28 protein-coding genes are annotated in these 25,242 nt (G+C 53.8%); 15 read left to right on the forward strand and 13 right to left on the reverse strand.

From position 1 onward, the window contains the following. Positions 1-22: 22 nt before the first annotated feature. From sppA to URZ40_RS10400, 4 genes are all read left to right on the forward strand, one after another. Positions 23-1,879, forward strand: a complete 1,857-nt coding sequence (gene sppA / locus URZ40_RS10385; protein WP_316378933.1) for a signal peptide peptidase SppA — start codon at positions 23-25, stop codon at positions 1,877-1,879. A 62-nt stretch (positions 1,880-1,941) separates the two neighbouring features. Continuing rightward, a complete protein-coding gene (ansA, locus tag URZ40_RS10390) occupies positions 1,942-2,958 on the forward strand; it encodes an asparaginase (RefSeq protein ID WP_028012774.1) in 1,017 nt (338 codons plus the stop codon). A 9-nt stretch (positions 2,959-2,967) separates the two neighbouring features. Further along, positions 2,968-3,609: a bifunctional nicotinamidase/pyrazinamidase gene (pncA, locus tag URZ40_RS10395; protein ID WP_116340571.1), complete on the forward strand. Its 642-nt coding sequence runs from the start codon at positions 2,968-2,970 to the stop codon at positions 3,607-3,609. A 171-nt stretch (positions 3,610-3,780) separates the two neighbouring features. Next, on the forward strand, positions 3,781-5,034 hold the full coding sequence (locus URZ40_RS10400; protein ID WP_116340573.1) for a glycoside hydrolase family 18 protein: 1,254 nt from the start codon (positions 3,781-3,783) through the stop codon (positions 5,032-5,034). Between the two features lie 50 nt (positions 5,035-5,084). Here the strand turns inward: URZ40_RS10400 and URZ40_RS10405 are convergent, their stop codons facing one another. Both URZ40_RS10405 and msrB read right to left on the reverse strand, forming a co-directional pair. Beyond that, complete coding sequence (locus URZ40_RS10405; protein WP_045261608.1) at positions 5,085-5,357, reverse strand: YeaC family protein; 273 nt, start codon at positions 5,355-5,357, stop codon at positions 5,085-5,087. A 41-nt stretch (positions 5,358-5,398) separates the two neighbouring features. Next, the gene (gene msrB, locus URZ40_RS10410) at positions 5,399-5,812 is read right to left on the reverse strand and encodes a peptide-methionine (R)-S-oxide reductase MsrB (protein WP_013097052.1); all 414 of its coding nucleotides are present in this window, start codon (positions 5,810-5,812) and stop codon (positions 5,399-5,401) included. 341 nt (positions 5,813-6,153) lie between these two features. Between msrB and gapA the strand changes: the two genes are divergently transcribed. Both gapA and URZ40_RS10420 read left to right on the forward strand, forming a co-directional pair. Further along, a complete protein-coding gene (gapA, locus tag URZ40_RS10415; RefSeq protein ID WP_014831506.1) occupies positions 6,154-7,149 on the forward strand; it encodes a glyceraldehyde-3-phosphate dehydrogenase in 996 nt (331 codons plus the stop codon). 75 nt (positions 7,150-7,224) lie between these two features. After that, on the forward strand, positions 7,225-8,109 hold the full coding sequence (locus URZ40_RS10420) for a D-hexose-6-phosphate mutarotase (protein WP_320720507.1): 885 nt from the start codon (positions 7,225-7,227) through the stop codon (positions 8,107-8,109). 78 nt (positions 8,110-8,187) lie between these two features. On the opposite strand, the gene URZ40_RS10425 is transcribed toward URZ40_RS10420, so the two are convergent. Beyond that, a complete protein-coding gene (locus tag URZ40_RS10425) occupies positions 8,188-8,934 on the reverse strand; it encodes a MipA/OmpV family protein (RefSeq protein WP_041910477.1) in 747 nt (248 codons plus the stop codon). Positions 8,935-9,364: 430 nt separating this feature from the next. Between URZ40_RS10425 and yeaG the strand changes: the two genes are divergently transcribed. From yeaG to URZ40_RS10440, 3 genes are all read left to right on the forward strand, one after another. Continuing rightward, positions 9,365-11,299 carry a protein kinase YeaG gene (yeaG, locus tag URZ40_RS10430; protein ID WP_116340579.1) on the forward strand — a complete coding sequence of 645 codons (1,935 nt, stop codon included), beginning with the start codon at positions 9,365-9,367 and terminating at the stop codon, positions 11,297-11,299. 74 nt (positions 11,300-11,373) lie between these two features. Then, positions 11,374-12,657 (forward strand): YeaH/YhbH family protein, encoded by a 1,284-nt coding sequence (locus URZ40_RS10435; protein ID WP_116340581.1) that lies wholly within the window; start codon positions 11,374-11,376, stop codon positions 12,655-12,657. A 99-nt stretch (positions 12,658-12,756) separates the two neighbouring features. Continuing rightward, the gene (locus tag URZ40_RS10440; protein ID WP_116340583.1) at positions 12,757-13,263 is read left to right on the forward strand and encodes a YbaK/prolyl-tRNA synthetase associated domain-containing protein; all 507 of its coding nucleotides are present in this window, start codon (positions 12,757-12,759) and stop codon (positions 13,261-13,263) included. An 8-nt stretch (positions 13,264-13,271) separates the two neighbouring features. On the opposite strand, the gene yoaI is transcribed toward URZ40_RS10440, so the two are convergent. Beyond that, complete coding sequence (yoaI, locus tag URZ40_RS10445) at positions 13,272-13,376, reverse strand: small membrane protein YoaI (RefSeq protein WP_226857506.1); 105 nt, start codon at positions 13,374-13,376, stop codon at positions 13,272-13,274. Between the two features lie 144 nt (positions 13,377-13,520). Here yoaI and URZ40_RS10450 point away from each other — a divergent pair, with 144 nt between their 5' ends. Next, on the forward strand, positions 13,521-13,967 hold the full coding sequence (locus tag URZ40_RS10450) for a DUF441 domain-containing protein (protein ID WP_316378932.1): 447 nt from the start codon (positions 13,521-13,523) through the stop codon (positions 13,965-13,967). On the opposite strand, the gene URZ40_RS10455 is transcribed toward URZ40_RS10450, so the two are convergent. After that, complete coding sequence (locus URZ40_RS10455) at positions 13,951-14,742, reverse strand: helix-turn-helix transcriptional regulator (protein WP_316378930.1); 792 nt, start codon at positions 14,740-14,742, stop codon at positions 13,951-13,953. The two genes, URZ40_RS10450 and URZ40_RS10455, sit on opposite strands and share 17 nt — an antisense overlap. Before the next feature lie 99 nt (positions 14,743-14,841). On the opposite strand from URZ40_RS10455, the gene URZ40_RS10460 reads away from it, so the two are divergent. Beyond that, positions 14,842-16,029 carry a CynX/NimT family MFS transporter gene (locus tag URZ40_RS10460; RefSeq protein WP_316378929.1) on the forward strand — a complete coding sequence of 396 codons (1,188 nt, stop codon included), beginning with the start codon at positions 14,842-14,844 and terminating at the stop codon, positions 16,027-16,029. 31 nt (positions 16,030-16,060) lie between these two features. Here the strand turns inward: URZ40_RS10460 and URZ40_RS10465 are convergent, their stop codons facing one another. Next, positions 16,061-16,768 (reverse strand): CTP synthase, encoded by a 708-nt coding sequence (locus URZ40_RS10465; protein ID WP_028012763.1) that lies wholly within the window; start codon positions 16,766-16,768, stop codon positions 16,061-16,063. A 101-nt stretch (positions 16,769-16,869) separates the two neighbouring features. Between URZ40_RS10465 and URZ40_RS10470 the strand changes: the two genes are divergently transcribed. Beyond that, entirely contained in the window at positions 16,870-17,214 is a 345-nt protein-coding gene (locus tag URZ40_RS10470) for a DUF488 domain-containing protein (protein ID WP_316378928.1), read from the forward strand. On the opposite strand, the gene URZ40_RS10475 is transcribed toward URZ40_RS10470, so the two are convergent. Further along, the gene (locus URZ40_RS10475; protein WP_163328879.1) at positions 17,215-17,520 is read right to left on the reverse strand and encodes a hypothetical protein; all 306 of its coding nucleotides are present in this window, start codon (positions 17,518-17,520) and stop codon (positions 17,215-17,217) included. A gap of 80 nt (positions 17,521-17,600) precedes the next feature. Then, complete coding sequence (locus URZ40_RS10480) at positions 17,601-17,855, reverse strand: DUF333 domain-containing protein (RefSeq protein WP_166710789.1); 255 nt, start codon at positions 17,853-17,855, stop codon at positions 17,601-17,603. 310 nt (positions 17,856-18,165) lie between these two features. Between URZ40_RS10480 and URZ40_RS10485 the strand changes: the two genes are divergently transcribed. Together URZ40_RS10485 and URZ40_RS10490 are read left to right on the forward strand one after the other, a co-directional pair. Continuing rightward, positions 18,166-19,185, forward strand: a complete 1,020-nt coding sequence (locus URZ40_RS10485; protein ID WP_233002374.1) for a sensor domain-containing diguanylate cyclase — start codon at positions 18,166-18,168, stop codon at positions 19,183-19,185. Between the two features lie 45 nt (positions 19,186-19,230). Then, complete coding sequence (locus URZ40_RS10490) at positions 19,231-19,329, forward strand: YoaK family small membrane protein (RefSeq protein ID WP_014883431.1); 99 nt, start codon at positions 19,231-19,233, stop codon at positions 19,327-19,329. A 126-nt stretch (positions 19,330-19,455) separates the two neighbouring features. Here URZ40_RS10490 and URZ40_RS10495 read toward each other — a convergent pair whose 3' ends face one another. Further along, entirely contained in the window at positions 19,456-19,704 is a 249-nt protein-coding gene (locus tag URZ40_RS10495; RefSeq protein ID WP_028012758.1) for a GlsB/YeaQ/YmgE family stress response membrane protein, read from the reverse strand. Between the two features lie 278 nt (positions 19,705-19,982). Then, complete coding sequence (locus tag URZ40_RS10500) at positions 19,983-21,467, reverse strand: sensor domain-containing diguanylate cyclase (protein ID WP_320720508.1); 1,485 nt, start codon at positions 21,465-21,467, stop codon at positions 19,983-19,985. 193 nt (positions 21,468-21,660) lie between these two features. Here URZ40_RS10500 and URZ40_RS10505 point away from each other — a divergent pair, with 193 nt between their 5' ends. Then, complete coding sequence (locus URZ40_RS10505; RefSeq protein ID WP_316378926.1) at positions 21,661-23,160, forward strand: EAL domain-containing protein; 1,500 nt, start codon at positions 21,661-21,663, stop codon at positions 23,158-23,160. 1 nt (position 23,161) lies between these two features. Here the strand turns inward: URZ40_RS10505 and URZ40_RS10510 are convergent, their stop codons facing one another. The 3 genes from URZ40_RS10510 to icd all read right to left on the reverse strand — a co-directional run bounded on the left by URZ40_RS10510 (position 23,162) and on the right by icd (position 25,152). Beyond that, positions 23,162-23,407 carry a DUF2543 family protein gene (locus URZ40_RS10510; protein ID WP_163328873.1) on the reverse strand — a complete coding sequence of 82 codons (246 nt, stop codon included), beginning with the start codon at positions 23,405-23,407 and terminating at the stop codon, positions 23,162-23,164. Positions 23,408-23,476: 69 nt separating this feature from the next. After that, positions 23,477-23,824, reverse strand: a complete 348-nt coding sequence (locus tag URZ40_RS10515; RefSeq protein WP_302218808.1) for a DUF1304 domain-containing protein — start codon at positions 23,822-23,824, stop codon at positions 23,477-23,479. A gap of 77 nt (positions 23,825-23,901) precedes the next feature. Next, positions 23,902-25,152 carry an NADP-dependent isocitrate dehydrogenase gene (icd, locus tag URZ40_RS10520; protein ID WP_192981663.1) on the reverse strand — a complete coding sequence of 417 codons (1,251 nt, stop codon included), beginning with the start codon at positions 25,150-25,152 and terminating at the stop codon, positions 23,902-23,904. Positions 25,153-25,242 lie beyond the last annotated feature (90 nt).

A 25,242-nucleotide genomic window follows, 5' to 3' on the forward strand; every position in this document is an offset into this window, starting at 1 on the left:
ATTTTCTGGTTAGGGAGAATACATGCGAACCCTTTGGCGAATCTTTGCCGGTTTCTTTAAATGGACGTGGCGACTGCTCAACTTCGTCCGCAACCTGGTGATGAATATCTTCTTCATCCTGCTGGTTCTGGTTTGCGCGGGCATCTGGATGCATATCAGCAACGCGAATCAGGCTCAGCATTCGACTCGCGGGGCCCTGTTACTCGATATCACCGGCGTGATCGTTGATAAACCGTCCACCAGCAACCGTCTGGGGGTTATCAGCCGACAGCTGTTTGGCGCGACGTCAGACCGCCTGCAGGAGAACTCCCTGTTCGATATCGTCGATACCATCCGACAGGCCAAAGACGACCGTAACATCACCGGGATCGTGCTGGATCTGAAAGATTTTGCCGGCGGCGACCAGCCTTCCATGCAGTACATCGGGAAAGCGCTGCGCGAATTCCGCGACAGCGGCAAGCCGGTGATTGCCGTGGGCGACAGCTACAGCCAGGGGCAATATTATCTGGCGAGCTTCGCCAATAAGATCTGGCTTTCTCCGCAGGGGACGGTCGATCTGCACGGCTTTGCCACCAACGGCCTGTACTACAAATCGCTGCTCGACAAGCTGAAGGTCACCACCCACGTCTTCCGCGTCGGCACCTATAAATCTGCCGTGGAGCCGTTTATCCGCGACGATATGTCTCCTGCCGCCCGTGAAGCAGACAGCCGCTGGATTGGCGAGCTGTGGCAGAACTATCTCGGCACCGTTGCCGCTAACCGTCAAATTACCGCTGAGCAGGTGTTCCCTGGCGCTCGCGGCGTGCTGGACGGGCTGCGTAAGGTCGACGGCGATACTGCGAAATACGCGCTCGACAATAAGCTGGTTGACGCGCTGGGCACCAGTGCGGATATCGAAAAGGCCCTGACCAAACAGTTTGGCTGGAGCAAAGAGGACAAAAACTACAGCGCCATCAGCATGTATGACTATGCTGCGAAAAAGCCGGACGATAGCGGTGACAGCGTAGCCGTGGTCTTTGCTAACGGCGCCATTATGGACGGTCAGGAAACGCCGGGCAACGTCGGCGGTGACACCACCGCGTCGCAAATCCGCGACGCACGCCTTGACCCGAAAGTGAAAGCGATTGTTCTGCGCGTCAACAGCCCTGGCGGCAGCGTCAGCGCCTCCGAGGTGATCCGCGCTGAACTGGCCGCGGCGCGTGCCGCCGGCAAGCCTGTCGTCGTATCCATGGGTGGTATGGCCGCGTCTGGCGGATACTGGATCTCCACGCCTGCCAACTACATTGTGGCGAACCCAAGCACGCTGACCGGCTCGATCGGCATCTTCGGGGTGATTAATACCGTGGAAAACAGTCTGGATTATCTGGGCGTGCATACCGATGGCGTTTCCACGTCGCCGCTGGCGGATGTGTCGATGACCAAATCCCTGCCGCCGGAAGTTTCAGAGATGATGCAGCTGAGCATTGAGAACGGCTATAAGCGCTTTATCACGCTGGTTGCCGACTCGCGTAAGAAGACGCCTGAGCAGATCGACCAGATTGCTCAGGGCCACGTCTGGACCGGGCAGGATGCGAAGAGTAACGGTCTGGTCGACAGCCTGGGCGACTTCGACGACGCGGTGAAGAAAGCCGCCGAACTGGCGAAGCTCAAGCAGTGGCATATTGAGTATTACCAGGACGAGCCGTCGTTCTTCGATATGGTGATGGACAGCATGTCCGTTTCCGTTCGCGCCATGCTGCCGGAGGCGCTGCAGGCGTACCTGCCTGCCCCGGTGGCCACGGCTGCGAAAGCAATGAAGGTGGAAAGCGATAAGCTCGCGGCCTTCAACGATCCACAAAGCCGTTACGCGTTTTGCCTGACCTGCGCGAACGTCCGTTAAAAACCGTCCCCTCTTCCCGTGAAGAGGGGATTTTTTCTTTTGAAGAACAAGAACTCACTACCATGCAGAAGAAATCGATTTATGTCGCCTACACTGGCGGTACCATCGGGATGCAGCGCTCTGAAAACGGCTATATTCCGGTCTCCGGCCACCTGCAGCGTCAGCTTGCGCTGATGCCTGAATTCCACCGTCCGGAAATGCCTGACTTTACCATCCATGAATACGAGCCGCTGATGGACTCCTCCGACATGACGCCGGAAGACTGGCAGCACATTGCGGATGACATTAAAGCCCATTACGACCAGTACGACGGCTTCGTGATCCTGCACGGCACCGACACCATGGCGTTCACCGCTTCGGCACTCTCCTTCATGCTGGAGAACCTGAGCAAGCCGGTGATCGTCACCGGGTCGCAAATTCCGCTGGCCGAGCTGCGCTCTGACGGGCAGATCAACCTGCTGAACTCCCTGTACGTGGCGGCCAATTACCCGATCAACGAAGTGTCGCTGTTCTTCAACAACCGTCTGTATCGCGGCAACCGCACCACCAAAGCCCATGCCGACGGTTTTGACGCCTTCGCCTCCCCTAACCTGCAGCCGCTGCTGGAAGCCGGGATTCATATCCGTCGTCTGGGAACGCCTCCGGCACCAAACACCGCTGGCGAGCTGATCGTGCATCCGATTACCCCGCAGCCGATTGGCGTGGTCACCATCTATCCGGGGATCTCCGCAGACGTGGTGCGCAACTTCCTGCGCCAGCCGGTGAAAGCGCTGATCCTGCGCTCCTATGGCGTGGGCAATGCTCCGCAGAACGGCGAGTTCCTGAAAGAGCTTCAGGAAGCCAGCGAGCGCGGAATTGTGGTCGTGAACCTGACCCAGTGCATGTCCGGCAAAGTGAATATGGGGGGCTATGCCACCGGCAACGCGCTGGCGCACGCGGGGGTGATCAGCGGCTTCGATATGACCGTTGAGGCGACGCTGACTAAACTTCACTATTTACTGAGTCAGGATCTGGACATTCAGTCCATTCGCCGCGCCATGATGCAAAACCTGCGCGGCGAACTGACCCCGGACGAATAAGGAGGTCTCATGAAGCAACGCGCCCTGCTACTGGTCGATTTGCAAAATGATTTCTGCGCGGGCGGTGCGCTTGCCGTCGCCGAAGGTGACAGCACCGTTGACGTGGCCAACGCGCTGATTGACTGGTGCAAAGCACGCAGTGAAGCGGTTGTCGCCAGCCAGGACTGGCACCCGGCGAATCACGGCAGCTTTGCCAGCCAGCACAACGTCGAGCCGTTCACCCAGGGTGAACTCGACGGGCTGGCGCAAACTTTCTGGCCGGATCACTGCGTACAGCAGACGGAAGGCGCGGAGCTGCATCCGCTCCTGAATCAGAAAGCCATCGACGCGGTGTTCCATAAAGGCGAAAACGCGGCTATCGACAGCTATAGCGCGTTTTTCGATAACGGGCATCGTCAGAAGACGGCGCTGGACGCGTGGTTACGTCACCATGAAATCACGGAGCTGATCGTACTGGGTCTGGCGACGGATTACTGCGTGAAGTTTACCGTGCTGGACGCGCTCCAGTTAGGCTATACCGTCAGCGTCATCACCGATGGCTGTCGTGGGGTGAACATTCACCCACAGGACAGCGCTCAGGCGTTTATGGATATGGCCGCTGAAGGTGCTACGCTGTATACGCTGGCAGACTGGCTGGAAACGCAGGCGTAGTCTTTTAAGCCGGGTAAGGCGCAGCCGCCACCCGGCATTTCTTCCCCAATCCCCATAAAGTGAACTCCCTCGCATCACAAGCGAAACGGCAATGCTATTCTCATCAGGCTGTTTTTTCGCCACGCCTTTTCTGTGGCGTGGTTATTTTTATTACGTCAAAGAGGAACTTGTATGAAACGTTTGCCCCTGCTGGCAGCATTACCCTTGCTTTGCGCGTCACTTGCTTCCGCCGCGCCGCTGATGTCCGTGGGCTACTTTAACGGGGGTGGCGATGTCACCGCCGGACCGGGTGGCGATATTAATAAGCTGGACGTTCGCCAGATCACCCATCTGAACTACTCGTTTGGACTTGTTTATAACGACGAGAAAGACGAGACCAACGCCGCGCTGAAAGATCCGACGAAACTGCATCAAATCTGGCTGTCGCCAAAAGTGGCGTCCGATCTGGCCCTCATCCCGGCCCTGCGTAAACAAAACCCGAACCTGAAAGTCCTGCTCTCCGTTGGCGGCTGGGGCGCGCGTGGTTTCTCTGGCGCGGCGGCAACCAAAGAGAGTCGCGCAGTGTTTATCCGCTCCGCGCAGGAAATTGTCGACAAATACGGCCTGGACGGGATCGATCTCGACTGGGAGTATCCGGTTAACGGCGCGTGGGGGCTGGTTGCAAGCCAGCCAGCCGATCGGGATAACTTCACCGCCTTGTTGAAAGAGATGCGCGCGGCGTTTGGGCAGAAAAAGCTGGTGACCATTGCGGTGGGCGCGAATGCGGAAAGTCCGAAAAGCTGGGTAGATGTCAAAGCCATCGCGCCCCTGCTCGACTATATCAACCTGATGACCTACGACATGGCGTACGGCACCCAGTATTTCAACGCGAACCTGTATGACTCCAGCGCCTGGCCAACGGTGGCTGCCGCGGATAAATACAGCGTCGATTTTGTGGTGAGCAACTATCTGGCCGCCGGACTTAAGCCGAAGCAGATGAACCTCGGGATCGGTTTTTACGGTCGCGTACCGAAACGTGCGGTTGAACCGGGCATTGACTGGAGCAAGCCGGACGCGCAAAAAAATCCGGTCACCCAGCCCTACTTCGGGCCGCAGGAGATCGGCCTGTTTAAGTCGCTCGGTTATGACCTGACCAAAGATACCTACGTGAAGTACAACGATATCGTGAAGAAGCTGCTGAACGATCCGCAGAAGCGTTTTACCGAGCACTGGGACGACCAGGCGAAGGTGCCGTGGCTATCGGTAAAGGGTTCCGATGGCAACGCGCTGTTTGCGATTTCGTATGAGAACCCGCGTTCCGTCGCGATCAAGGCAGACTACATCAAAGAGAAAGGCCTCGCCGGGGCGATGTTCTGGGAGTACGGGGCTGATGATAACAATCAGTTAGCGAAACAGCTGGCGGAATCACTCGGGATTAAGCACTAAGGTATATGTGCCGGGTGGCGCTAGCGCTTACCCGGCCCACACGGAGAGCGTTATTTGAAGGTCGCAATCGGCTTCGGCGTGATGCCAAAATCTTCCTTAAGCTCGCGCTTGCTCTTCATCACCATCTGACCGTTGGTATCGATAGTCATGTGCTGTGCATCGGTGTTGTTGCGCGCCTGCCACAGCATCACCAACTGCAAACTGTTCTCTTTTTGCTCAGGCGTCAGGGCCACTCCGTCGGGCCATTTACCCAGCTCAACGGCGGTCACCAGACGCTGATAAACTTCCGGGGTCATCCCGTTAATCATGTCCTCAATATTCACGATCTCTCCCTTTCAAAGGAATAATTTGCTGAATCGTTTTTTCAACCCTTAATCTGGTCGCCGTTTTCATCGTCGCTGAAGCTCAGAGAAGCTGAGTTTACGCAGAAACGCTCGCCCGTTGGCTGAGGGCCATCCGGGAAAACATGCCCCAGGTGCGCGTCGCAGTTGCCGCAGCGAATTTCCGTGCGCACCATACCGTGCGACGAGTCGGTCAGATAGCGGATTGCGTCATCGCTCACCGGCTCGTAAAAGCTCGGCCAGCCGCAGCCGGAGTCGTATTTCGTTTGTGAATTGAACAGCGGGGCATCGCAGACCAGACAGTGGTAGACGCCGTCTCGCTTGTTATGCAGCAAACGCCCGGTAAATGGCGGCTCCGTTCCGTGATTCTGCGTCACGTAAAACTGCATTTCTGTGAGGTTTTTTTTCAAATCGTCAGGGTTACGTTGGTTCGACATATGCTTACATCTCGCTGTAGAAACAGACATCTTTTAACCCCGATTCTAACAAAACATTAACACCCTTGCGTGCACTTTTGTTCTAAACTTATGTGTCGCGAAAAGGCGGTCAGGCAATTGTGATCATGTTCACATTTTTATCCTGCGAGGCCTTTAAAATTCCGGGCGCAGCCCCCATGTGGTTGCAAGCTCAAAGGGAAAGTGAGGCGAGTCAGTCGCACAAACGTTAGTCACAGGATTGATTTGTCGCAATGATTGACACGATTCCGCTTGACGCTGCGTAAGGTTTTTGTAATTTTACAGGCAACCTTTTATTCACTAACAAATAGCTGGTGGAATATATGACTATCAAAGTAGGTATCAACGGTTTTGGCCGTATCGGCCGTATTGTTTTCCGTGCTGCTCAGAAACGTTCTGACATCGAAATCGTTGGTATCAACGATCTCCTGGACGCTGAATACATGGCGTACATGCTGAAGTACGACTCAACTCACGGTCGTTTCGACGGCACCGTTGAAGTGAAAGACGGCCACCTGGTTGTTAACGGTAAAACCATCCGCGTTACTGCTGAGAAAGACCCAGCTAACCTGAAATGGAACGAAATCGGTGTTGACGTTGTTGCTGAAGCAACCGGTATCTTCCTGACCGACGAAACTGCACGTAAACACATCACTGCGGGTGCGAAGAAAGTTGTTCTGACCGGTCCTTCCAAAGACAACACCCCAATGTTCGTTCGTGGTGCAAACTTCGAAACTTACGCTGGCCAGGACATCGTTTCTAACGCATCCTGCACCACCAACTGCCTGGCACCGCTGGCTAAAGTTATCAACGACAACTTCGGCATCATCGAAGGTCTGATGACTACCGTTCACGCTACCACCGCTACTCAGAAAACCGTTGATGGCCCGTCTCACAAAGACTGGCGCGGCGGCCGTGGCGCGGCTCAGAACATCATCCCATCCTCTACCGGTGCTGCTAAAGCTGTAGGTAAAGTACTGCCAGAACTGAATGGCAAACTGACTGGTATGGCGTTCCGCGTTCCAACTCCTAACGTATCCGTTGTTGACCTGACTGTTCGTCTGGAAAAAGCTGCTTCTTATGAAGAAATTAAGAAAGCAATCAAAGCTGCTTCCGAAGGCGCAATGAAAGGCGTTCTGGGTTACACCGAAGACGACGTTGTATCTACCGATTTCAACGGCGAAGTGTGCACTTCCGTGTTCGATGCTAAAGCAGGTATCGCACTGAACGACAACTTCGTGAAACTGGTTTCCTGGTACGACAACGAAACTGGTTACTCTAACAAAGTACTGGACCTGATCGCTCACATCTCCAAATAAGTTGAGATGAGTGCTTGATCCAAAAAGGCGACTTCGGTCGCCTTTTTTATTGTTTTTTAGACAGAGGATTGCTTAATGATTAATAAAATTTTTGCACTTCCGGTAGTCGAACAACTTACCCCTGTGCTCTCCCGCCGTCAGATTGACGGTGCCGACTTTATCGTCGTTGACCATCCCCGCGTTAAAGCGTCCGTGGCGCTGAACGGCGCTCACCTGCTCTCCTGGAAACCGGAAGGCGAAGCCGAAGGTTTGTGGCTGAGCGATGCGACCTCCTTCAAAAAAGGGGCGGCTATTCGCGGTGGCGTACCGATCTGCTGGCCGTGGTTTGGCCCGTCTGCACAGCCGGGTTTGCCTTCTCACGGTTTTGCCCGCAACCAGCAGTGGACGCTGAAAGCGCATAACGAAGACGATAACGGCGCCGTGCTGACCTTTGAGCTGCAGGCAAATGACGAGACCCGCGCCCTGTGGCCGCACGAGTTCACCCTGTATGCCCGCTTCAAGCTGTGTAAAACCTGCGAAATTGAGCTGGAAGCCCACGGCGAGTTCGACACCACCTCGGCCCTGCATACCTACTTCAACGTGGGTGATATCAGCGCAGTGAAGGTGAGCGGCCTTGGCGATACCTTTATCGATAAAGTGGATAACGCCAAAGAAGGCAAACTGAGCGACGGCGTTCAGGCGTTCCCTGACCGTACCGACCGCGTCTATCTGCATCCGGAAGCATGCAGCGTGATCCACGACGGTGCCCTGAACCGCAGCATTGAGGTGGTCCATCACCATCACAGCAACGTGGTGGGCTGGAACCCGGGTCCTGCTCTGTCTGTAAGCATGGCCGACGTGCCTGACGACGGTTATAAAACGTTCGTCTGCGTGGAAACGGCCTGCGTGACCACCCCGCAGAAAGCCAGTGAAGAAAAGCCATCACGTTTAGGGCAGACGATCCGCATCGTTAAGCGATAATGCCGCCGCACCACGCAAAAGCAAACGGGGCGCAAGCGCCCCGTTTTGATGCAAAGATTGCACTAAAATAATGCACAATCAGAACTTGTAGGTCACACCCACAGAGAAGATGCCAGCCCAGGACTTATCGACCATCGGGCTATCCTTCACTTCGTCGCTCAGACGCTCGTAACGACCGGTGCCGTAGACGTTCCAGTCGCCAAGGAAGTTATAGCTCGCGGTCAGCTCCAGGTAAGGATCCCAGCCGTCATCAGCGCTGTAGCTTTTCAGCCCACTGCGGCGGGACTCGTTTTTAGAGACGCCATAGTAGTAGTCGTTGTAGTTTTCACTGTTGTACTGCACACCGATACCCGGCGTCAGGGTGAGCCCACCGTTGGTATAGCGGTACAGCCAGGCCAGATCCCAGATAAAGCCGTTGCTGTTATCCAGCGTATCACCCGCCAGGGCCGTACGCAGGAAGCCATACTGGGTGTTATGCACGTACGAAAGCCCGGCCATCATAGAGCTTTTGCGCTTGTCGAGCTGGCGAAGCGCATGGCTGTCGCTGTCTCCCGGCTTGAAGTGCGTTGGATCGTAGTAGGCCATGATAGATAGCTTATCGGCCGTATCGTTCCAGAGATAGTAGCCGCCGCCGAGACCACGGAACCAGAAATTATCGCCTTCATAGGTGATAACGGGAACAGGATAAACATCGCGGTCATACTGTTTGTATGGGCTGTTAATGACGCCAACGCCCGCGCCCACTGTCCACTGACTTTCCGCCTGAGCGGTGCTAACTGCGGTAGCGGCAAGGATGCCCAATGCCAGAAGTTTGAGTTTGGTCACAATCCATTCTTTCCTGTAGTCAAATAATCAGCGGGTGAAGTGTAACCGCCATTCCCGTACATCCCAAAATTTTTTGCCTGCTAATCAGTCTGATTAACCCATTATTTTTAACTTTTCAGATGACAGCCCGCTTTCATTTATATGACCGCTGAATGAAAAACGTCCTTAAGCCTTATAACTCAGGTGGAAATTTTTGGATGAGTTATTGATATGTCATTGAAATTAGTTTTTCTCAGCATGCAAGTTTGGCAAATGCCATCTACGCTTAAATTTAAGAAGAGTTTTCCTGAACACCTGCGGTTCTTAGCGTCTGACCTGGCACACAGGTTGCTGCTCTGGCAGTGGGGTGCGAGAGATTCTCTTCCGGGAGCCTCCACTACTCATACGAACGGCTCTTATCCTGTGCTAAAAAACGAAAGGACGGCATGCCATGAATATATTCGATCACTATCGCCAGCGCTATGAAGCTGCCAAGGACGAAGAGTTCACACTGCAGGAGTTTCTTACCATTTGTCGGCAAGATCGCAGTGCCTATGCCAATGCGGCAGAACGGCTATTGATGGCTATCGGTGAGCCAAACATGGTTGATACTGCCCTGGAGCCACGGCTTTCCCGTCTGTTTTCGAATCGGGTGGTCGCCCGATATCCGGCTTTCGAAGAGTTCTATGGTATGGAAGATGCCATTGAACAGATTGTCTCCTATCTGAAGCATGCCGCCCAGGGTCTGGAAGAGAAGAAACAGATCCTCTATTTACTCGGCCCCGTCGGCGGCGGTAAATCCTCGCTGGCTGAACGCCTGAAGTCGCTGATGCAGCGCGTACCGATTTATGTGCTGAGCGCCAACGGCGAACGCAGCCCGGTGAACGACCATCCGCTGTGCCTGTTTAATCCGCAGGAAGATGCGCAAATTCTGGATAAAGAGTTTGGCATCCCGCGCCGCTACCTCGGCACCATCATGTCGCCGTGGGCGGCAAAACGCCTCCACGAGTTTGGCGGCGATATCACTAAGTTCCGTGTGGTGAAAGTATGGCCATCCATACTGGAGCAGATCGCTATCGCCAAAACGGAACCGGGTGATGAGAACAACCAGGATATCTCGGCGCTGGTGGGCAAAGTCGATATCCGTAAGCTGGAAAACTACGCACAAAACGACCCGGATGCCTATGGCTATTCCGGTGCGCTGTGCCGCGCCAACCAGGGGATTATGGAATTCGTTGAGATGTTTAAAGCACCGATTAAAGTGCTGCATCCTCTGCTGACAGCGACCCAGGAAGGGAACTACAACGGGACGGAAGGTATTTCCGCCCTGCCGTTTAACGGCATCATTCTCGCCCACTCTAACGAATCTGAATGGGTGACCTTCCGTAATAATAAAAACAATGAGGCCTTCCTTGACCGCGTTTACATCGTCAAGGTGCCTTATTGCCTGCGGATCTCCGAAGAGATCAAAATTTACGAGAAACTGCTTAACCACAGCGAGCTGGTACACGCGCCATGCGCCCCGGGTACGCTGGAAACGCTCTCGCGCTTCTCCATCCTGTCGCGCCTGAAAGAGCCGGAAAACTCCAGCATCTATTCGAAAATGCGCGTCTATGATGGTGAAAGTCTGAAAGATACCGATCCGAAAGCGAAGTCCTATCAGGAATACCGTGACTACGCCGGGGTCGATGAGGGGATGAACGGTCTGTCCACGCGTTTCGCGTTTAAGATCCTCTCCCGCGTCTTTAACTTCGACCATGCGGAAGTGGCGGCCAACCCGGTTCACCTGTTCTACGTGCTGGAGCAGCAAATTGAGCGCGAGCAGTTCCCGCAGGAGCAGGCTGAACGCTACCTTGAGTTCCTGAAAGGCTACCTGATCCCGAAATACGCCGAGTTCATCGGCAAAGAGATCCAGACGGCCTATCTGGAATCCTATTCAGAATACGGGCAGAACATTTTCGACCGCTATGTCACCTACGCTGACTTCTGGATTCAGGATCAGGAGTACCGCGACCCGGATACCGGCCAGCTGTTTGACCGTGAATCCCTGAACGCGGAGCTGGAAAAAATTGAGAAGCCTGCCGGGATCAGCAACCCGAAAGACTTCCGTAATGAGATTGTGAACTTCGTCCTGCGCGCCAGAGCGCATAACAACGGTCGCAATCCGAACTGGACCAGTTACGAGAAGCTGCGCACGGTCATTGAGAAGAAAATGTTCTCCAATACCGAAGAGCTGCTGCCGGTGATCTCGTTTAACACCAAAACCTCAACTGACGAGCAGAAGAAACACGACGATTTTGTCGACCGTATGATGGAAAAAGGCTACACCCGCAAGCAGGTTCGCCTGCTCTGCGAATGGTATCTGCGCGTGCGTAAATCGTCCTAAAACAAGTGCCCGGTAGCGCCTGCGCCTGCCGGGCCAACAAAAACGCAAGTTGGCAAATGCAGTACGGGGGGTATATGACCTGGTTTATTGACCGGCGTCTTAACGGCAAAAACAAGAGCACGGTGAACCGCCAGCGCTTCTTGCGCCGTTATAAAGCGCAAATTAAACAGTCGATCTCCGAGGCCATCAACAAACGCTCGGTGACCGACGTCGACAGCGGCGAGTCTGTCTCCATCCCTACCGATGACATCAGCGAACCGATGTTTCATCAGGGGCGCGGGGGCCTGCGCCATCGCGTACACCCAGGTAATGACCACTTTGTACAGAACGACAGAATTGAGCGCCCTCAGGGCGGCGGTGGTGGTTCAGGAAGCGGTCAGGGACAGGCCAGCCAGGACGGTGAAGGTCAGGATGAGTTCGTTTTCCAGATTTCGAAAGATGAATATCTCGACCTGCTGTTCGAGGACCTTGCGCTGCCGAACCTGAAAAAAAATCAGCATCGTCAGCTTAATGAGTACAAAACCCATCGCGCGGGCTATACCGCCAACGGCGTGCCCGCCAATATCAGTGTTGTGCGTTCGTTGCAGAATTCTCTGGCGCGCCGCACGGCCATGACGGCAGGCAAACGTCGTGAGCTGCGCGAGCTGGAGAGCAGCCTGAAGGTCGTGGAAAACACGGAGCCGGCGCAGCTGCTGGAAGAGGAGCGCCTGCGTAAAGAGATTGCCGAGTTAAGAGCAAAGATCGACCGTGTGCCGTTTATCGACACTTTCGACCTGCGCTATAAGAACTACGAAAAACGCCCTGAACCCTCCAGCCAGGCGGTCATGTTCTGTCTGATGGACGTCTCCGGCTCAATGGACCAGGCCACCAAGGATATGGCGAAACGTTTTTATATTTTGCTCTACCTGTTCCTGAGCAGAACCTATAAGAACGTGGAAGTGGTTTATATCCGCCATCACACCCAGGCGAAAGAGGTGGATGAACATGAGTTCTTCTACTCTCAGGAGACCGGGGGGACCATCGTATCAAGCGCGTTGAAACTGATGGACGAAGTGGTGAAAGAGCGTTATGACCCGGCGCAGTGGAACATTTATGCCGCGCAGGCGTCGGATGGCGACAACTGGGCCGACGACTCACCGCTGTGTCACGAGATCCTGGCGAAGAAAATTCTGCCTGTGGTGCGTTACTACAGCTATATCGAAATCACCCGTCGCGCTCACCAGACCCTGTGGCGGGAGTATGAACATCTACAGTCCATGTTCGATAACTTTGCAATGCAGCATATCCGCGATCAGGATGATATTTATCCGGTATTCAGAGAGCTCTTCCACAAGCAATCTGCGACCAGCAACGTATAACCCCACAGCCAGCGAATCCGCTGGCTGTTTTCTTTCGACCCCGTTCATCCCGTGCTAATGTAGCAAGCTGCATACTGGATTATCACCGGGAAAATTGTGATGACTGACGACGCTATTGGGGCAGGAACCCACCAGAAGCTGATTACCTTACTCACCGAGCAGGGCGCGCGTTTTCGCGTCATGGAGCATGAGGCGGTCGGGAAATGTGAAGCGGTGAGTGAAATTCGCGGGACCGATCTGCGCCAGGGTGCAAAAGCCCTGGTCTGCAAAGTGAAGGGCAACGGCGTTAAAAAACACGTACTGGCGATTCTGGCCGCAGACCTGCAGGCCGATCTGAGCCAGCTTGCCAGCCATTTTGGCGGGCTTAAGGCTTCCCTCGCCAGCCCGGCCGAGGTTGATACCCTTACCGCCTGCGTTTTTGGCGCTATCCCGCCCTTTAGCTTCCATCCTGATTTAGCGCTGGTTGCAGACCCGCTGCTGTTTGAGCGTTTCGACGAAATCGCCTTTAACGCCGGCTTACTGGAGAAATCCGTGATTATGGATACCCAGGATTACCTGCGCATTGCCCGTCCTGAGCTTGTTAACTTCCATAAAGCGTCGTCGTGACGGCGCTGTCAGCCTTTTCGTTCCAGAAACAGGACGGAGGCGACGAGAATCGCGGCAATAGCGAAAAACGATGAGGAGATGATCAGCGCTTCAACAAACATGTGATCGTTCATGATGGCGGCCCCGTTGCGATACCTGCCTTCGTTTTAATCCGCGTAAATGACAAGGTTATGACAGCAAGAGAATCTTTTTAAAACTGTCTTCCGCCGCTTTTCCGCGTACAGTAAGCAGGGTAACTATTCTGGCAAGGACTTCCCATGTTTGACCCTACTCTGCTCATTCTTCTGGCTCTCGCCGCGCTCGGGTTTATCAGCCATAACACCACAGTCGCCATCTCGATTCTGGTGCTGATTATTGTGCGCGTGACCCCGTTAAACACCTTTTTCCCGTGGATAGAAAAGCAAGGCCTCACCATCGGGATCATCATTTTAACCATCGGGGTGATGGCGCCCATTGCCGGCGGAACGCTTCCCGCCTCGACGTTACTACACTCGTTTGTGAACTGGAAATCGCTGGTGGCGATCGCGGTAGGCATTTTTGTCTCGTGGCTGGGCGGGCGCGGCGTTACGCTGATGAGCAGCCAGCCTTCACTGGTTGCCGGCCTGCTGGTGGGTACCGTGTTGGGCGTGGCGCTCTTTCGCGGCGTGCCGGTGGGCCCGCTGATTGCGGCAGGGCTGGTTTCCCTGTTTATCGGGAAGTCATAGTCAGGCTGGCCATATAACGTGCCGGCGTCTGGCCCAGCCCCTTCCTGAACATGGTAATAAACGCGGTGGTAGAGTCGTAGCCCAGCGACTGTGCCGCCTGCTGAACCGATTTCCCGCTTATCAGATGCTGTAACGCCAAAATCAGCTGCAGCTGGTGACGCCAGCGTCGAAAGCTTAAGCCGGTCTCTTTCACCACCAGCCGCGCCAGATTACGTTCGCTCATCGCAAAGTGGCTCGCCCACTGTGCCAGCGTCTGCCAGGCGGCGGGCTCTTCCGCCATCTTCTCGCTCATCAGCCGGATTTTAGGATGGGGTGAGACGGGCAGCTGCAGATGCTCCTGCCGCTGGAGCGGCAGCTCGTCAAAAAGGACATCCACCAGACGCGATGTGGCCGCAAGCTGAAGCTGTTCACGTGATTTCTCAGCCAGCGATAAAATCAGCTCCCGCACGAGGGGGGAAATTTTCAGAGTGCAGCAGCGGTCGGGCAGGCTGGCGGCACCTGGCTCAATGAACAAAAAGCAGAGCTGCGCCCCCGGCGTGGCCCTGTTGCTGTGCGGCATTTGGCCAGGGATCCAGACGGCATACTGAGGCGGTACCATCAGCATGGCATTTTCCACTTCGCAGGTAATGGCGCCGCCGAGGGCCAGAATCAGCTGCCCCTTACGGTGTTGATGCCGGGGAATATATTGTTCCTCCGCCACCACGCGGATGCGAAACGCGACGGCCGCATCGTGCTGGCTATCAGGATCGTAGCCGTCCAGTCCCAGACCAATCATCAGTTTGTCCGATATAAGCGATAAACTGTCATTTTAGCCTGATTTCAACCGCTGAAAAAATCGGTATTGTGTGCGCTCGCTTGAACGTATGAGAACACAATGACTACTGCTCTTCGCACCTCAGGAAAACACGGCGCGCTGTTAATCGCAGGCATCCTGATGATTGCCACCACGCTTCGCGTCACCTTTACCGGAGCAGCCCCGCTGCTCGATACTATTCGCCTCGATTATGGCTTAAGCACGGCGCAAACCGGTCTGCTGACCACCCTGCCCCTGCTGGCTTTCGCCCTTGTCTCGCCGCTCGCAGCAGGCGTTGCCCGGCGTATCGGCATGGAGCGCAGCCTGTTTGTCGCCTTGCTGCTGATTTGCGCCGGAATTGCGGTTCGCTCCCTGCCTTCCACCACCCTGCTTTTCGTCGGAACGGCGGTAATTGGCTGCGGGATCGCGCTCGGGAATGTGCTGCTGCCCGGCTTAATCAAACGTGATTTCCCGGGCCAGGTTGCCCGACTCACGGGCGCCTATTCCCTGACAATGGGCATCTCGGCGGCGTTTGGCTCAGCGATGATTGTTCCCCTGGCGCAGGGTAGCGCGGGCTGGCATGGCGCGCTGCTGATGCTGATGGCGTTTCCGCTGGTCGCGCTGCTGCTCTGGCTGCCCCAGTGGCGTCAGAAACACATTGCGACGGTAACAGGCGCCGGCGCGCTGCATAATCGCGCCATCTGGCGCTCGGCCCTCGCCTGGCAGGTGACGCTCTTTCTGGGGATTAACTCGCTGATTTACTACGTCATCATCGGCTGGCTGCCGGCGATATTGCTCAGCCACGGCTACAGCGAAGCGCAGGCCGGCTCGGTGCACGGGCTGTTGCAGCTGGCCACGGCCGTGCCTGGGCTTGCCGTGCCGCTGATCCTCCACCGTCTGAAAGATCAGCGAACCATTGCAGGCGCAGTGGCGCTGCTGTGCGCGGTAAGCGCGGCGGGGCTATGGTTTATGCCTGACATGGCGGTGATGTGGACGCTGGTGTTCGGCTTTGGTACCGGGGCAACGATGATCCTCGGCCTGACGTTTATCGGGCTGCGCGCCAGCTCCGCGCACCAGGCCGCGGCGCTGTCAGGTATGGCGCAGTCGATTGGCTATCTGCTCGCCGCCTGCGGTCCGCCGCTGATGGGTAAAATTCACGATTCGGCTGGAGACTGGCGCATCCCGCTTCTCGCCTGCGCGCTGGCCGCTGTCGTCATGGCCATCTGCGGCGTACTTGCCGGGCGCGACCGCGAAATCACGCCTCGTTAAACACGGTGGCAGACCATAAGGTCTGCCTTTATTACCCGCGCGCCGCGCGCAGCATTGCCTGCACCAGCACCACCGGACGCCCTTCCAGCGCAGCACGCTCGTGCTGGAATAAGGTAATCACAAAGAACGGATGGGTCACCAGCTCCGCAGCGCGGATTTCCCCCTGCTCGTCCCAGCCCGTCACGCGCATATCACCGCTCTCCAGTTCCTGCGCAAACGCCGCCGACACGCCATAGTTACAGTGATAACCCTCAACGATTTCCGGCTTTCCGTAGGCCTTCGCGATCAGCGTATTATTACGCAGCTCAATGGCATCGGTTTTTTCCACCAGCGAGCAGGTCAGCGGCGCTATCACCATCGTGCCTTCGGTATCCGTCTCAGCATGTGCCGCGTCGCTCCAGCCCAGCACGTTACGGGCATACTCAATCAACGCATGCTGGAATCCACCGCAGGTGCCCAGGAACGGAATGCTGTTTTCACGCGCGTAGCGTGCGGCAATAAAGGCCGCCTCGGTGTTTTTATAGGGGCTTGCGGGAACCAGCCAGATGGCATCGTAGCCCACCAGATCCTCAGAACTGGTTAATTCCGTGGTGGCTAGCCAGTCGTAATCGGCGGTGAGGTCAAGGACCGCGGCGGCGTCGTCAATGGCCAGTGGGATCGCCTTGTGTGCAATAACATCAGGATTGTAATCGCCAACCAGCGCAATGCGCAGCGTCGTTTTAACCGGGAGGTGTTCCATGAAAGGTTCCTTATGCCAGAGTATTATCAGATAACATAAGGAACCTCAGACTACCGATCTTCTGCAATTATCACAATACCTTAAATTGGGAGGGTGGAATCATGATCCAATGCAAACGCGTCTATGAGCAGGCAAGCCCGGACGATGGCTATCGGGTTCTGGTGGACAGGCTCTGGCCCCGCGGGGTGAAAAAAACGGACCTCGCGTATGACGAATGGTGTAAAACGCTCACGCCGTCCAGTGCGTTACGCAAGGACTTTCATAGCGAAGCGATTGATTTCGCGGCGTTCACTCAAGCCTACAAGGAAGAGCTGGCGCAGCATAAGGACGAAGGAGAGCGTCTGGCGGCGCTGGCGAACAAGCAGACCGTAACCCTGCTCTACGGCGCGAAAGACACGAAGCAGAATCACGCTCTGGTTTTAGCCGACTGGCTGCGCCATCTGTGATCAGCCGACCGCCAGCGCATCCTGGATTTGTGGAGCTTCGTCCGGGGTGAGCGGCATCAGGTGTTCGGCACGAACAAACGCAAAGCCGTGCTGATTGTCAAAGGCGTAAACATCACCCGTCACCAGCCAGAGCGCGCGGTCCGCGCTTGCGGGCAACTGCGTCATCACGCCGTTGACCGGGTTAACGAAACGCAGGCCTGGCTGGCAAAGACCAAATAGCTCAACAGATTTACCAATATTGCGACGTCCAGACGCCGTACGGGCACCGATGATCATCGCCATGCTGCCCGGTTTTAGCTGAAACATACTTCTCTCGCGGAAACGAATGCCAGAAACTGGCTAAGATTAATCCTAAAGAGAAGTGTATCGCAGGCGGTATCCGTCTGTCACCTGGTGGGTTGCGGATGATCGCGACGATAGAGCGTCCATTCGTCGATCGCTTCGCCGCCAGGCAGCCTGCACTCGGTGCGGACACCCTGCGGGCTTTGAATTGGGACCTGTTCCCCGCCCTTTTCAAGGCAGTAAACGGAAGCCGGGTTCGCCATGCCTACGGCGTGCGGCGGTTTCGGGGCGTCGGGTGGGGTTGTTTTTGCGGTGCAGGCAACCAGGGGAAGCGCCAGCGCCAGAAGCAGAAATCTCATCTCATTGATCCTTTTAGCATCATCGTTAGCTAAGGGTAACGGCTTGTCGCCGTATTCTCCACGATTTCTCCATTCTAACTGCACTTTTCAGCGCTATAGTCCGGCATGTTCTCACTATGACCAGAGAACATCATTCCGTAATCAAGATGTCTTTGCCCCGTTCACAACATCGGGGCTTTTTTCCCCGCCTAATCCCCCTTCTTTCAGCCTGTATTAAATTTTCTGCATTCATGTTTAACTGTGCCGGAAGCCTACGAATTCAGCATAGCATGCAGATGCAGACGTCTTCTGCTGGGAGTCTTTCTACGTCATGTCGGATATTATCCTTGCCCGTGTTTCAGAAACCCTCGCCACTGAACAATCCCTTGAAGGTCTCGTTCGTCAGCTGCTGGAGATGCTGGAGATCGTGACGGATATGGAGTCGACTTACCTCACTAAGATCGATATCGAAGCCCGACTGCAGCATATCCTGTATGCCCGCAACAGCAAGCAGATGACAATCCCTGAGGGGCTGAGCGTCCCGTGGGATGAAACTCTGTGTAAGCGTGCGCTGGACAGTGATACCGTATTCAGCAACGACGTTCCCGAACGCTGGCCAGAGTGCGAAGCGGCGAAAGCGCTCGGCATTACGACCTACATGAGTATTCCTGTCCATCTTGCGGATGGTTCACTCTATGGAACGCTCTGCGCCACCAGCACGGCCAGAAAGCCGCTTAGCGAGCGCGGTGAACAGGTTCTGAAGTTATTCGCCGGGCTGATTGCCCAGTCCATCCAGAAAGAGTCTCTGGTGACCCAGCTTCGTGAAGCCAATGCGGCCCTTATTGCACACTCCTACACAGATGCCCTCACAGGGTTACCCAACCGTCGCGCCATTTTTGAGGATCTGACCACCCTGTTTTCACTGGCGCGACATCTGAAACGTAACGCCATCATTGCCTTTATCGATCTGGATGATTTCAAGCTGATTAACGATCGCTACGGGCATGAAGCAGGCGACCAGTTCCTGATTGAAGTGGGCAAGCGTTTGACCGCAGAAAAACAGCAGGACGATATCATCGGTCGGCTGGGCGGCGATGAGTTTCTGGTGGCCTCCCTGAGCAATGCCGGGAATGAGGAGCAAATTAACCTTCTCAGAACGCGTCTCAGCGCCCGCATTGCGGGGGAATACTGGCTGGGTACCATCAGCATCATTTATCCGGGCGCCAGCCTCGGCGTTATCGAAGTGGATCCCGGGGTAACCGATCCGGACAGTGCGTTACGTGCCGCAGATATCGCGATGTATCAGGATAAGAAAGGAAAAAGCAAAACAGGCTTTCTCGTTATGGATTAACCCCGTACACTCTACGGCGTTACAGAAACCGAAACAGGTGATGATATGAGAATAGGGATCCTCTTCCCGGTCGTTATTTTTATAACGGCGGTAGTCTTTCTGGCGTGGTTTTTTGTCGGTGGTTACGCAGCTCCGGGGGCATAAATGAGAAAAACCACCCTCATTATGTTGCTCGTTGCCGTCGTGGCGTTTGCCGGCACACAGTTTGGCTGGTGGTAAACCCGCTACGTAAAAAGGCCGCCATCTGGCAGCCTTTTTAACGCTTCAGTATTAGCTTTTGATCTTTCTGTAGATAAACAGCACAACCAGCGCGCCGATCACCGCGACCGCGAAACTGCCGAAGTTAAAGCCATCGACTTTACCAAAACCGAACAGCGTACTGATCCAACCGCCGACTACCGCGCCGACAATACCCAGTATTATGGTGACGATAAACCCACCGCCATCTTTGCCCGGCATGATCCACTTCGCCAGAATACCCGCAATAAGCCCAAAGATAATCCAGGATAAAATTCCCATAACTTTCCTCTCTGTATGGTTTTTGTCATTAAATCAACGACACAAAAAGGATAGCACAGGATCTGAGAAAGGAAATTTGTGATAAGCCTCACAGAGAGCATGTGAACATTTCTTCATCAATATGCCCTTCCACAAGAAATGTGGGGTTGCATCTTTTGTTGAGAAAGATTATCTTTCTCAACACTGAATAGTTGAGAAAAACACTCAGGTATTCAGTACGACATTGCTCACATTGCTTCCAGTATTTCTTGCCCACTCATGAGTGGGCTTTTTTTTGATCATGCCCCAACAAAAGCGTGCCGGTTGCGTCCCCCGCGTTTTGCCTGATAGAGCGCCTGGTCGGCAGCATTAATAATATTCTGCTGGCTATCCGCGATGTTGACAGCACGCGCACTGGAGATCCCTACGCTTACCGTGACCCGCCCGAAGGGGCTAAACGCGTGTTCAATTTGCTGAGAGAAAACATTGCGAATAATCGTCTGCGCAAGGCGGAGCGCCTCCTGAATATCCGTTTCAGGCAAAATCAACGCAAACTCCTCCCCGCCATAACGCGCCACAATCTGGTTGTCCCGGGTGAGACTTTCCCTGAGGCAGTTTCCCAGCAACGCCAGGCATCTGTCTCCTTCCGGATGGCCGTAGTTATCGTTGTACTTTTTGAAGTAGTCCACATCCACAAGGAGCAGCGAAACTGGCGCGTCCTTTACCGCACACGCCGCAATTTCCGAGAGGATTTTTTCATCAAAGATGCGCCTGTTATAAAGCCCTGTCAGCGCATCCTCCGAGGCAATAATTTTTAGCGCTTTGTTATCCCGTGTTTTTCTGGATAAATCGGAATAGAGGAAACAGGACGCCACGATGAGTGTCGCGGTAAAGACAAAAATAAGTGCGGCAAGCTGAATCGCCTGCTTGCGCCACGGTGAAAGGGCTTCATCGATGCTTACCGCTACCGTCGTAACCAGTCCGTAGCGTCTGTTTTTCTCATAGGCATAAATGCGTTCGATTTTATCAAACCGGGAGACAGAGCTGGCTATACCTGTATTTTGTACCTTGAGGTATTTTCTGAAGAGCGGTGAATCAGAAAAAATCGTACCGATATAGTTATTTTTAAAAGGATAACGAATCAGTAAAACGCCTGCTTGTGTCGTTAAACCGATAACACCCGCGTGACCAATATTTATCTGTCCATACAGGGCCAGAAAATTTTCGATACCCAGTGTCACCACCACAACACCGTTAAACGCACCGGTATGGGTTTCAAGTCGTCGGCTAAGGGTAATAACCCATTTACCATTGGTTCTGCTTATCACCGGCTCACCAATATAAATCTGCTGAATTTTATTTTCCTTGTGATAGACAAAAAATGCCCTGTCCGCGCCTTTACGGGGACCCGCAAAATTTTTGTGCAACGCGGTGAAGATATCCCCATGCGCATCATAGACAACTACATTATTAATCTGAGTGAGAAGATTATCCTGATTGCTTATCATTCGCTGAATATTGATCGCCTGTTGAGGGGTCATGCCATAAATTTCAATTGTGTCGGAAACGGTGGTAATCAACATTTCACTTTGGCGGATGATCCCTTCAGTGTAGACGTTCAGGGTATGGCTCAAATTGGCAACGCTGGTATTGATCTGCTGGATTGACTGCTGTCGGGACGTGGCAATCTGGACGGCAAGCGACAATGAAACGATCAGTGAGACAATGATGACGGTAATGGTTGTTGTGTAAAAAGTATTTTTCACATGCACGAGCTTTTCCACCTTATCACGCCAGTCATCCCTGGCTGACAACTGTTGTCACTGTAACAAAGCTCTGGTTAAGAGGAAAATGAATTGCACTTAGGCAGGCGTTCATTTCTCTGGAGTAGCCCGGCTGCCGTTATTATCACGCTTGTAGCTTGCCCTGCCTGTGTTAAGATTTGAGAAATCAGGGAGCAGACAGGGTATCCGGAAAATGAAAAAGATCATTGCCGTTGCTATCGTTTCAGCGTTTCTGGTCTTCCTGTCTCTTTATGCGGTCAACGCGGTTATCGTGGGTCAGCAGAAAAGCAAGCAGCTTGAAATTTCCCGTACCCTTTTACACTATTCGGAAAGTTTGACCCAGAGCGTGGCACAGACACTCAAAAGCCTGAGCGCTCAGGGATGTGACAAAAGCAGTCTCGATCGCTACAGGCAGATAAAGCTTGAAAGCCGCTATCTTGCAGACATCGGTTATATAGAACAGGGGAAAATAATCTGTACCGCTTTTTGGGGAAAACTCGCTAATCCTGTCCCGCTTCCTGCAGAACTGCATAAAACGCCCAGAGGATTCCTCCTCGCGCAATTTTCCAGAAAAGATTTTTTTACCGGCAATGCGGCCATCTATAATAATCTTATTATCTTCACCTCCCGCAACGCTTACGATAAATTCATCCCGGTCACCGCAAACTACTCTCTCAGCACAACCACAAAAGACTTCGGCAGAATATTTTTTTCGGCGACCCCGGAGTTAAAAAAGCAGAGCGGACTGCATTCCTCTTTGTTTACCCTTACACTCACCCAGTGCAGCGCATCCTGGGATTTGTGCGTCATTGTGAAGCACCACAATGCGGGACTGGCCTCCCTGTCGCCCGTCGTGTTTACCGTGCTCGCGGCCATTTTATGTTTTATCTGGGTGGCGATAACGCTATTTTTCTTTCGACTCAATGAAGATCGATTCTCACTGGAGCGGACGCTGGTTAAAGCCGTTTTTACCAACACTATCGGCGTGCACTACCAGCCTATTGTCAGGATTCAGGATAAAAAAATAGTGGGTGTGGAAGTTTTGTCCCGATGGCGTGATGTAAAATACGGTGACGTCTCTCCGGAGCTGTTTATTCCACTAATCAAAAAAATAGGCCTGTATAAAAAATACTACATTAACATTCTCGAAAAATCCCTTGCGGATATCGCACCGCTTGTTATTAAACATCGACTGGTGGTTTCACTCAATGTAGGAAGAACGGAAATAGAAGATGGACAATTTATCAGCATCTTACGCCGTCTGTGTTTAGCTAATAACATTCCCCTGTCTCTGGTTAAAATCGAGCTTTCTGAAAAAGCCGTTTCCACGGAGACTATTCTGGAGGATTTTTGTAAGGAGTTAAAATCGCTTGGCGTGAAGATATCCATTGATGACTTCGGGGTGCAAAACTCAAACCTGGCCCGACTCTCTCTTCTTGAATATGATGAGATCAAAATCGACAAGTCGCTGGTCGACGGCATCAGCGAGCATTATAAGCAGAATATTTTTGTTATCTTTTGTGACGCCCTCGCAAAACTGAATAAAACGCTTGTTTTCGAAGGCGTGGAGAGCGAAATACAGTATCGCTTTATTGCAGAAAGATATCCCGAGGCTTACGTTCAGGGATGGTATTTCTCAAAATCGGTCACCCGGAGTGAGCTTGCGAAGCAGCTCACTGGTGTCGCTCGGTAGGTTATTCATTTCCCCACTGATTGAGGAAATTCGCAATATCATCAATACGTTCGGCATGTACTCCAGCTTCACGCGCCATCTCTTGCTGAGCTTCCTCATCAATCTCCTCATTATTCGACAAACGCGTGAGAAGCAGCTGGAAATAATGCGCCAGCGGGTCCTGCTCCGATTCACTCACGGGCTTTGTCGCTTCCGTCGCGTATTCTTCGACGATGTCATAATACTTCAGTGGGATTTCGTTATTCATAACAGTGTTAACCTCTCAGGGTGAAGCCAAAAGTATATCCGACGACGGACGGTTGACCAACGCGTTGCGTCAGAGAAGCAGCGCAAGCAGGGCCGCGAGAGCAGGTAATGCCTGAACGTACAGTATCTTCCGGCTGGCCGTCACTGCGCCAAAGAGACCGGCAATCAGCACGCAGACCAGGAAGAAGATGGCCACATGGACGCCTTTTTCGCCAAGCCAGAGGCTCCAGACCAGGCCCGCCGCCAGAAAACCATTATAGAGCCCCTGATTCGCGGCCAGCACGCGGGTTTCCCGCGCAAAGTCGGGACGCAAATTAAAGGCCTTGTGCCCTGTTCTGGTGTTCCACAGGAACATTTCCAGCACAAGAATGTAGACATGGATGAATGCAACGACAGCAATAAGAACAGTAGCGAGCATCGTGTTATTTCCTGCAGGCAGAGGCAAAAAAAACGGGAACCCTCAGGCCCCCGCTCTTGTTAAACCCAGAATCTGGATTACATGTTCGCGATAATCGCGTCGCCGAACTCTGAACATTTCAGCAGCTTAGCGCCTTCCATCAGACGTTCGAAGTCATAGGTGACGGTTTTGGCGTTAATCGCGCCTTCCATACCTTTGACGATCAGGTCTGCGGCTTCGAACCATTCCATATGACGCAGCATCATCTCTGCGGACAGGATGATAGAGCCTGGGTTCACTTTGTCCTGCCCGGCATATTTAGGCGCAGTACCGTGGGTCGCTTCGAACAGGGCGCACTCGTCACCGATGTTCGCGCCAGGGGCGATACCGATACCGCCAACCTGCGCTGCCAGGGCGTCAGAAATGTAGTCACCGTTCAGGTTCATACAGGCAATGACGTCGTATTCTGCAGGACGCAGCAGGATCTGCTGCAGGAACGCATCGGCGATCACATCTTTAATGATGATCTCTTTGCCGGTGTTCGGGTTCTTAATCTTCTGCCACGGGCCGCCGTCGATCAACTCACCGCCGAACTCTTCGGTCGCCAGCTGGTAGCCCCAGTCTTTGAACGCGCCTTCGGTGAACTTCATGATGTTGCCCTTGTGAACCAGGGTCACAGAGTCACGGTCGTTGGTGATCGCATATTCGATGGCCGCACGCACCAGACGTTTGGTCCCTTCTTCGGAGCACGGCTTGATGCCGATACCGCAATGCTCAGGGAAGCGAATTTTCTTCACGCCCATCTCTTCGCGCAGGAATTTAATCACTTTTTCTGCGTCAGCAGAGTCCGCTTTCCATTCGATACCCGCGTAGATGTCTTCTGAGTTTTCGCGGAAGATAACCATGTCGGTCAGTTCAGGGTGCTTAACCGGGCTTGGGGTGCCCTGATAGTAACGAACCGGACGCAGACACACGTACAGGTCAAGCTCCTGACGCAGTGCCACGTTCAGGGAACGGATGCCGCCACCAACTGGGGTAGTCAGTGGGCCTTTAATAGCAACGCGGTATTCGCGGATCAGGTCCAGCGTTTCCGCTGGCAGCCAGACGTCCTGGCCATAAACTTGAGTCGATTTCTCACCGGTGTAAATTTCCATCCAGGAAATTTTACGCTCGCCTTTGTAGGCTTTCTCAACAGCGGCATCAACCACTTTCAGCATTGCCGGGGTAACGTCTACGCCGATACCATCACCTTCGATGAACGGGATAATCGGATTGTCAGGAACGTTAATCTTGCCGTTTTGCAGGGTGATCTTTTTACCTTCCGCCGGAACAACTACTTTGCTTTCCATTAACCTCTCCTTCGAGCGCTTCTGGTTGTTACTGATCTTATGTTAATAAATTGTAATGAGCCCTTCGATAGTACCTGATTGTCCTGCGCC

The organism is Enterobacter sp. 296B2, assembly GCF_034106185.1.
Lineage (GTDB): Bacteria > Pseudomonadota > Gammaproteobacteria > Enterobacterales > Enterobacteriaceae > Enterobacter > Enterobacter cloacae_N.

Bases quoted from the DNA above. Each gene is read 5' to 3' on its own strand.
- URZ40_RS10450 (WP_316378932.1), top strand. From the start codon at position 13,521: ATGTTTGACCCTACTCTGCTCATTCTTCTGGCTCTCGCCGCGCTCGGG.
- URZ40_RS10510 (WP_163328873.1), bottom strand. From the start codon at position 23,407: ATGAATAACGAAATCCCACTGAAGTATTATGACATCGTCGAAGAATAC.
- URZ40_RS10480 (WP_166710789.1), bottom strand. From the start codon at position 17,855: ATGAGATTTCTGCTTCTGGCGCTGGCGCTTCCCCTGGTTGCCTGCACC.
- URZ40_RS10505 (WP_316378926.1), top strand. From the start codon at position 21,661: ATGAAAAAGATCATTGCCGTTGCTATCGTTTCAGCGTTTCTGGTCTTC.
- URZ40_RS10475 (WP_163328879.1), bottom strand. From the start codon at position 17,520: ATGTTTCAGCTAAAACCGGGCAGCATGGCGATGATCATCGGTGCCCGT.
- icd (WP_192981663.1), bottom strand. From the start codon at position 25,152: ATGGAAAGCAAAGTAGTTGTTCCGGCGGAAGGTAAAAAGATCACCCTG.
- URZ40_RS10400 (WP_116340573.1), top strand. From the start codon at position 3,781: ATGAAACGTTTGCCCCTGCTGGCAGCATTACCCTTGCTTTGCGCGTCA.
- URZ40_RS10485 (WP_233002374.1), top strand. From the start codon at position 18,166: ATGTCGGATATTATCCTTGCCCGTGTTTCAGAAACCCTCGCCACTGAA.
- ansA (WP_028012774.1), top strand. From the start codon at position 1,942: ATGCAGAAGAAATCGATTTATGTCGCCTACACTGGCGGTACCATCGGG.
- gapA (WP_014831506.1), top strand. From the start codon at position 6,154: ATGACTATCAAAGTAGGTATCAACGGTTTTGGCCGTATCGGCCGTATT.
- URZ40_RS10515 (WP_302218808.1), bottom strand. From the start codon at position 23,824: ATGCTCGCTACTGTTCTTATTGCTGTCGTTGCATTCATCCATGTCTAC.
- sppA (WP_316378933.1), top strand. From the start codon at position 23: ATGCGAACCCTTTGGCGAATCTTTGCCGGTTTCTTTAAATGGACGTGG.
- URZ40_RS10490 (WP_014883431.1), top strand. From the start codon at position 19,231: ATGAGAATAGGGATCCTCTTCCCGGTCGTTATTTTTATAACGGCGGTA.
- URZ40_RS10465 (WP_028012763.1), bottom strand. From the start codon at position 16,768: ATGGAACACCTCCCGGTTAAAACGACGCTGCGCATTGCGCTGGTTGGC.
- msrB (WP_013097052.1), bottom strand. From the start codon at position 5,812: ATGTCGAACCAACGTAACCCTGACGATTTGAAAAAAAACCTCACAGAA.
- URZ40_RS10460 (WP_316378929.1), top strand. From the start codon at position 14,842: ATGACTACTGCTCTTCGCACCTCAGGAAAACACGGCGCGCTGTTAATC.
- yeaG (WP_116340579.1), top strand. From the start codon at position 9,365: ATGAATATATTCGATCACTATCGCCAGCGCTATGAAGCTGCCAAGGAC.
- URZ40_RS10455 (WP_316378930.1), bottom strand. From the start codon at position 14,742: ATGATTGGTCTGGGACTGGACGGCTACGATCCTGATAGCCAGCACGAT.
- URZ40_RS10470 (WP_316378928.1), top strand. From the start codon at position 16,870: ATGATCCAATGCAAACGCGTCTATGAGCAGGCAAGCCCGGACGATGGC.
- URZ40_RS10435 (WP_116340581.1), top strand. From the start codon at position 11,374: ATGACCTGGTTTATTGACCGGCGTCTTAACGGCAAAAACAAGAGCACG.
- URZ40_RS10420 (WP_320720507.1), top strand. From the start codon at position 7,225: ATGATTAATAAAATTTTTGCACTTCCGGTAGTCGAACAACTTACCCCT.
- URZ40_RS10440 (WP_116340583.1), top strand. From the start codon at position 12,757: ATGACTGACGACGCTATTGGGGCAGGAACCCACCAGAAGCTGATTACC.
- yoaI (WP_226857506.1), bottom strand. From the start codon at position 13,376: ATGAACGATCACATGTTTGTTGAAGCGCTGATCATCTCCTCATCGTTT.
- URZ40_RS10495 (WP_028012758.1), bottom strand. From the start codon at position 19,704: ATGGGAATTTTATCCTGGATTATCTTTGGGCTTATTGCGGGTATTCTG.
- pncA (WP_116340571.1), top strand. From the start codon at position 2,968: ATGAAGCAACGCGCCCTGCTACTGGTCGATTTGCAAAATGATTTCTGC.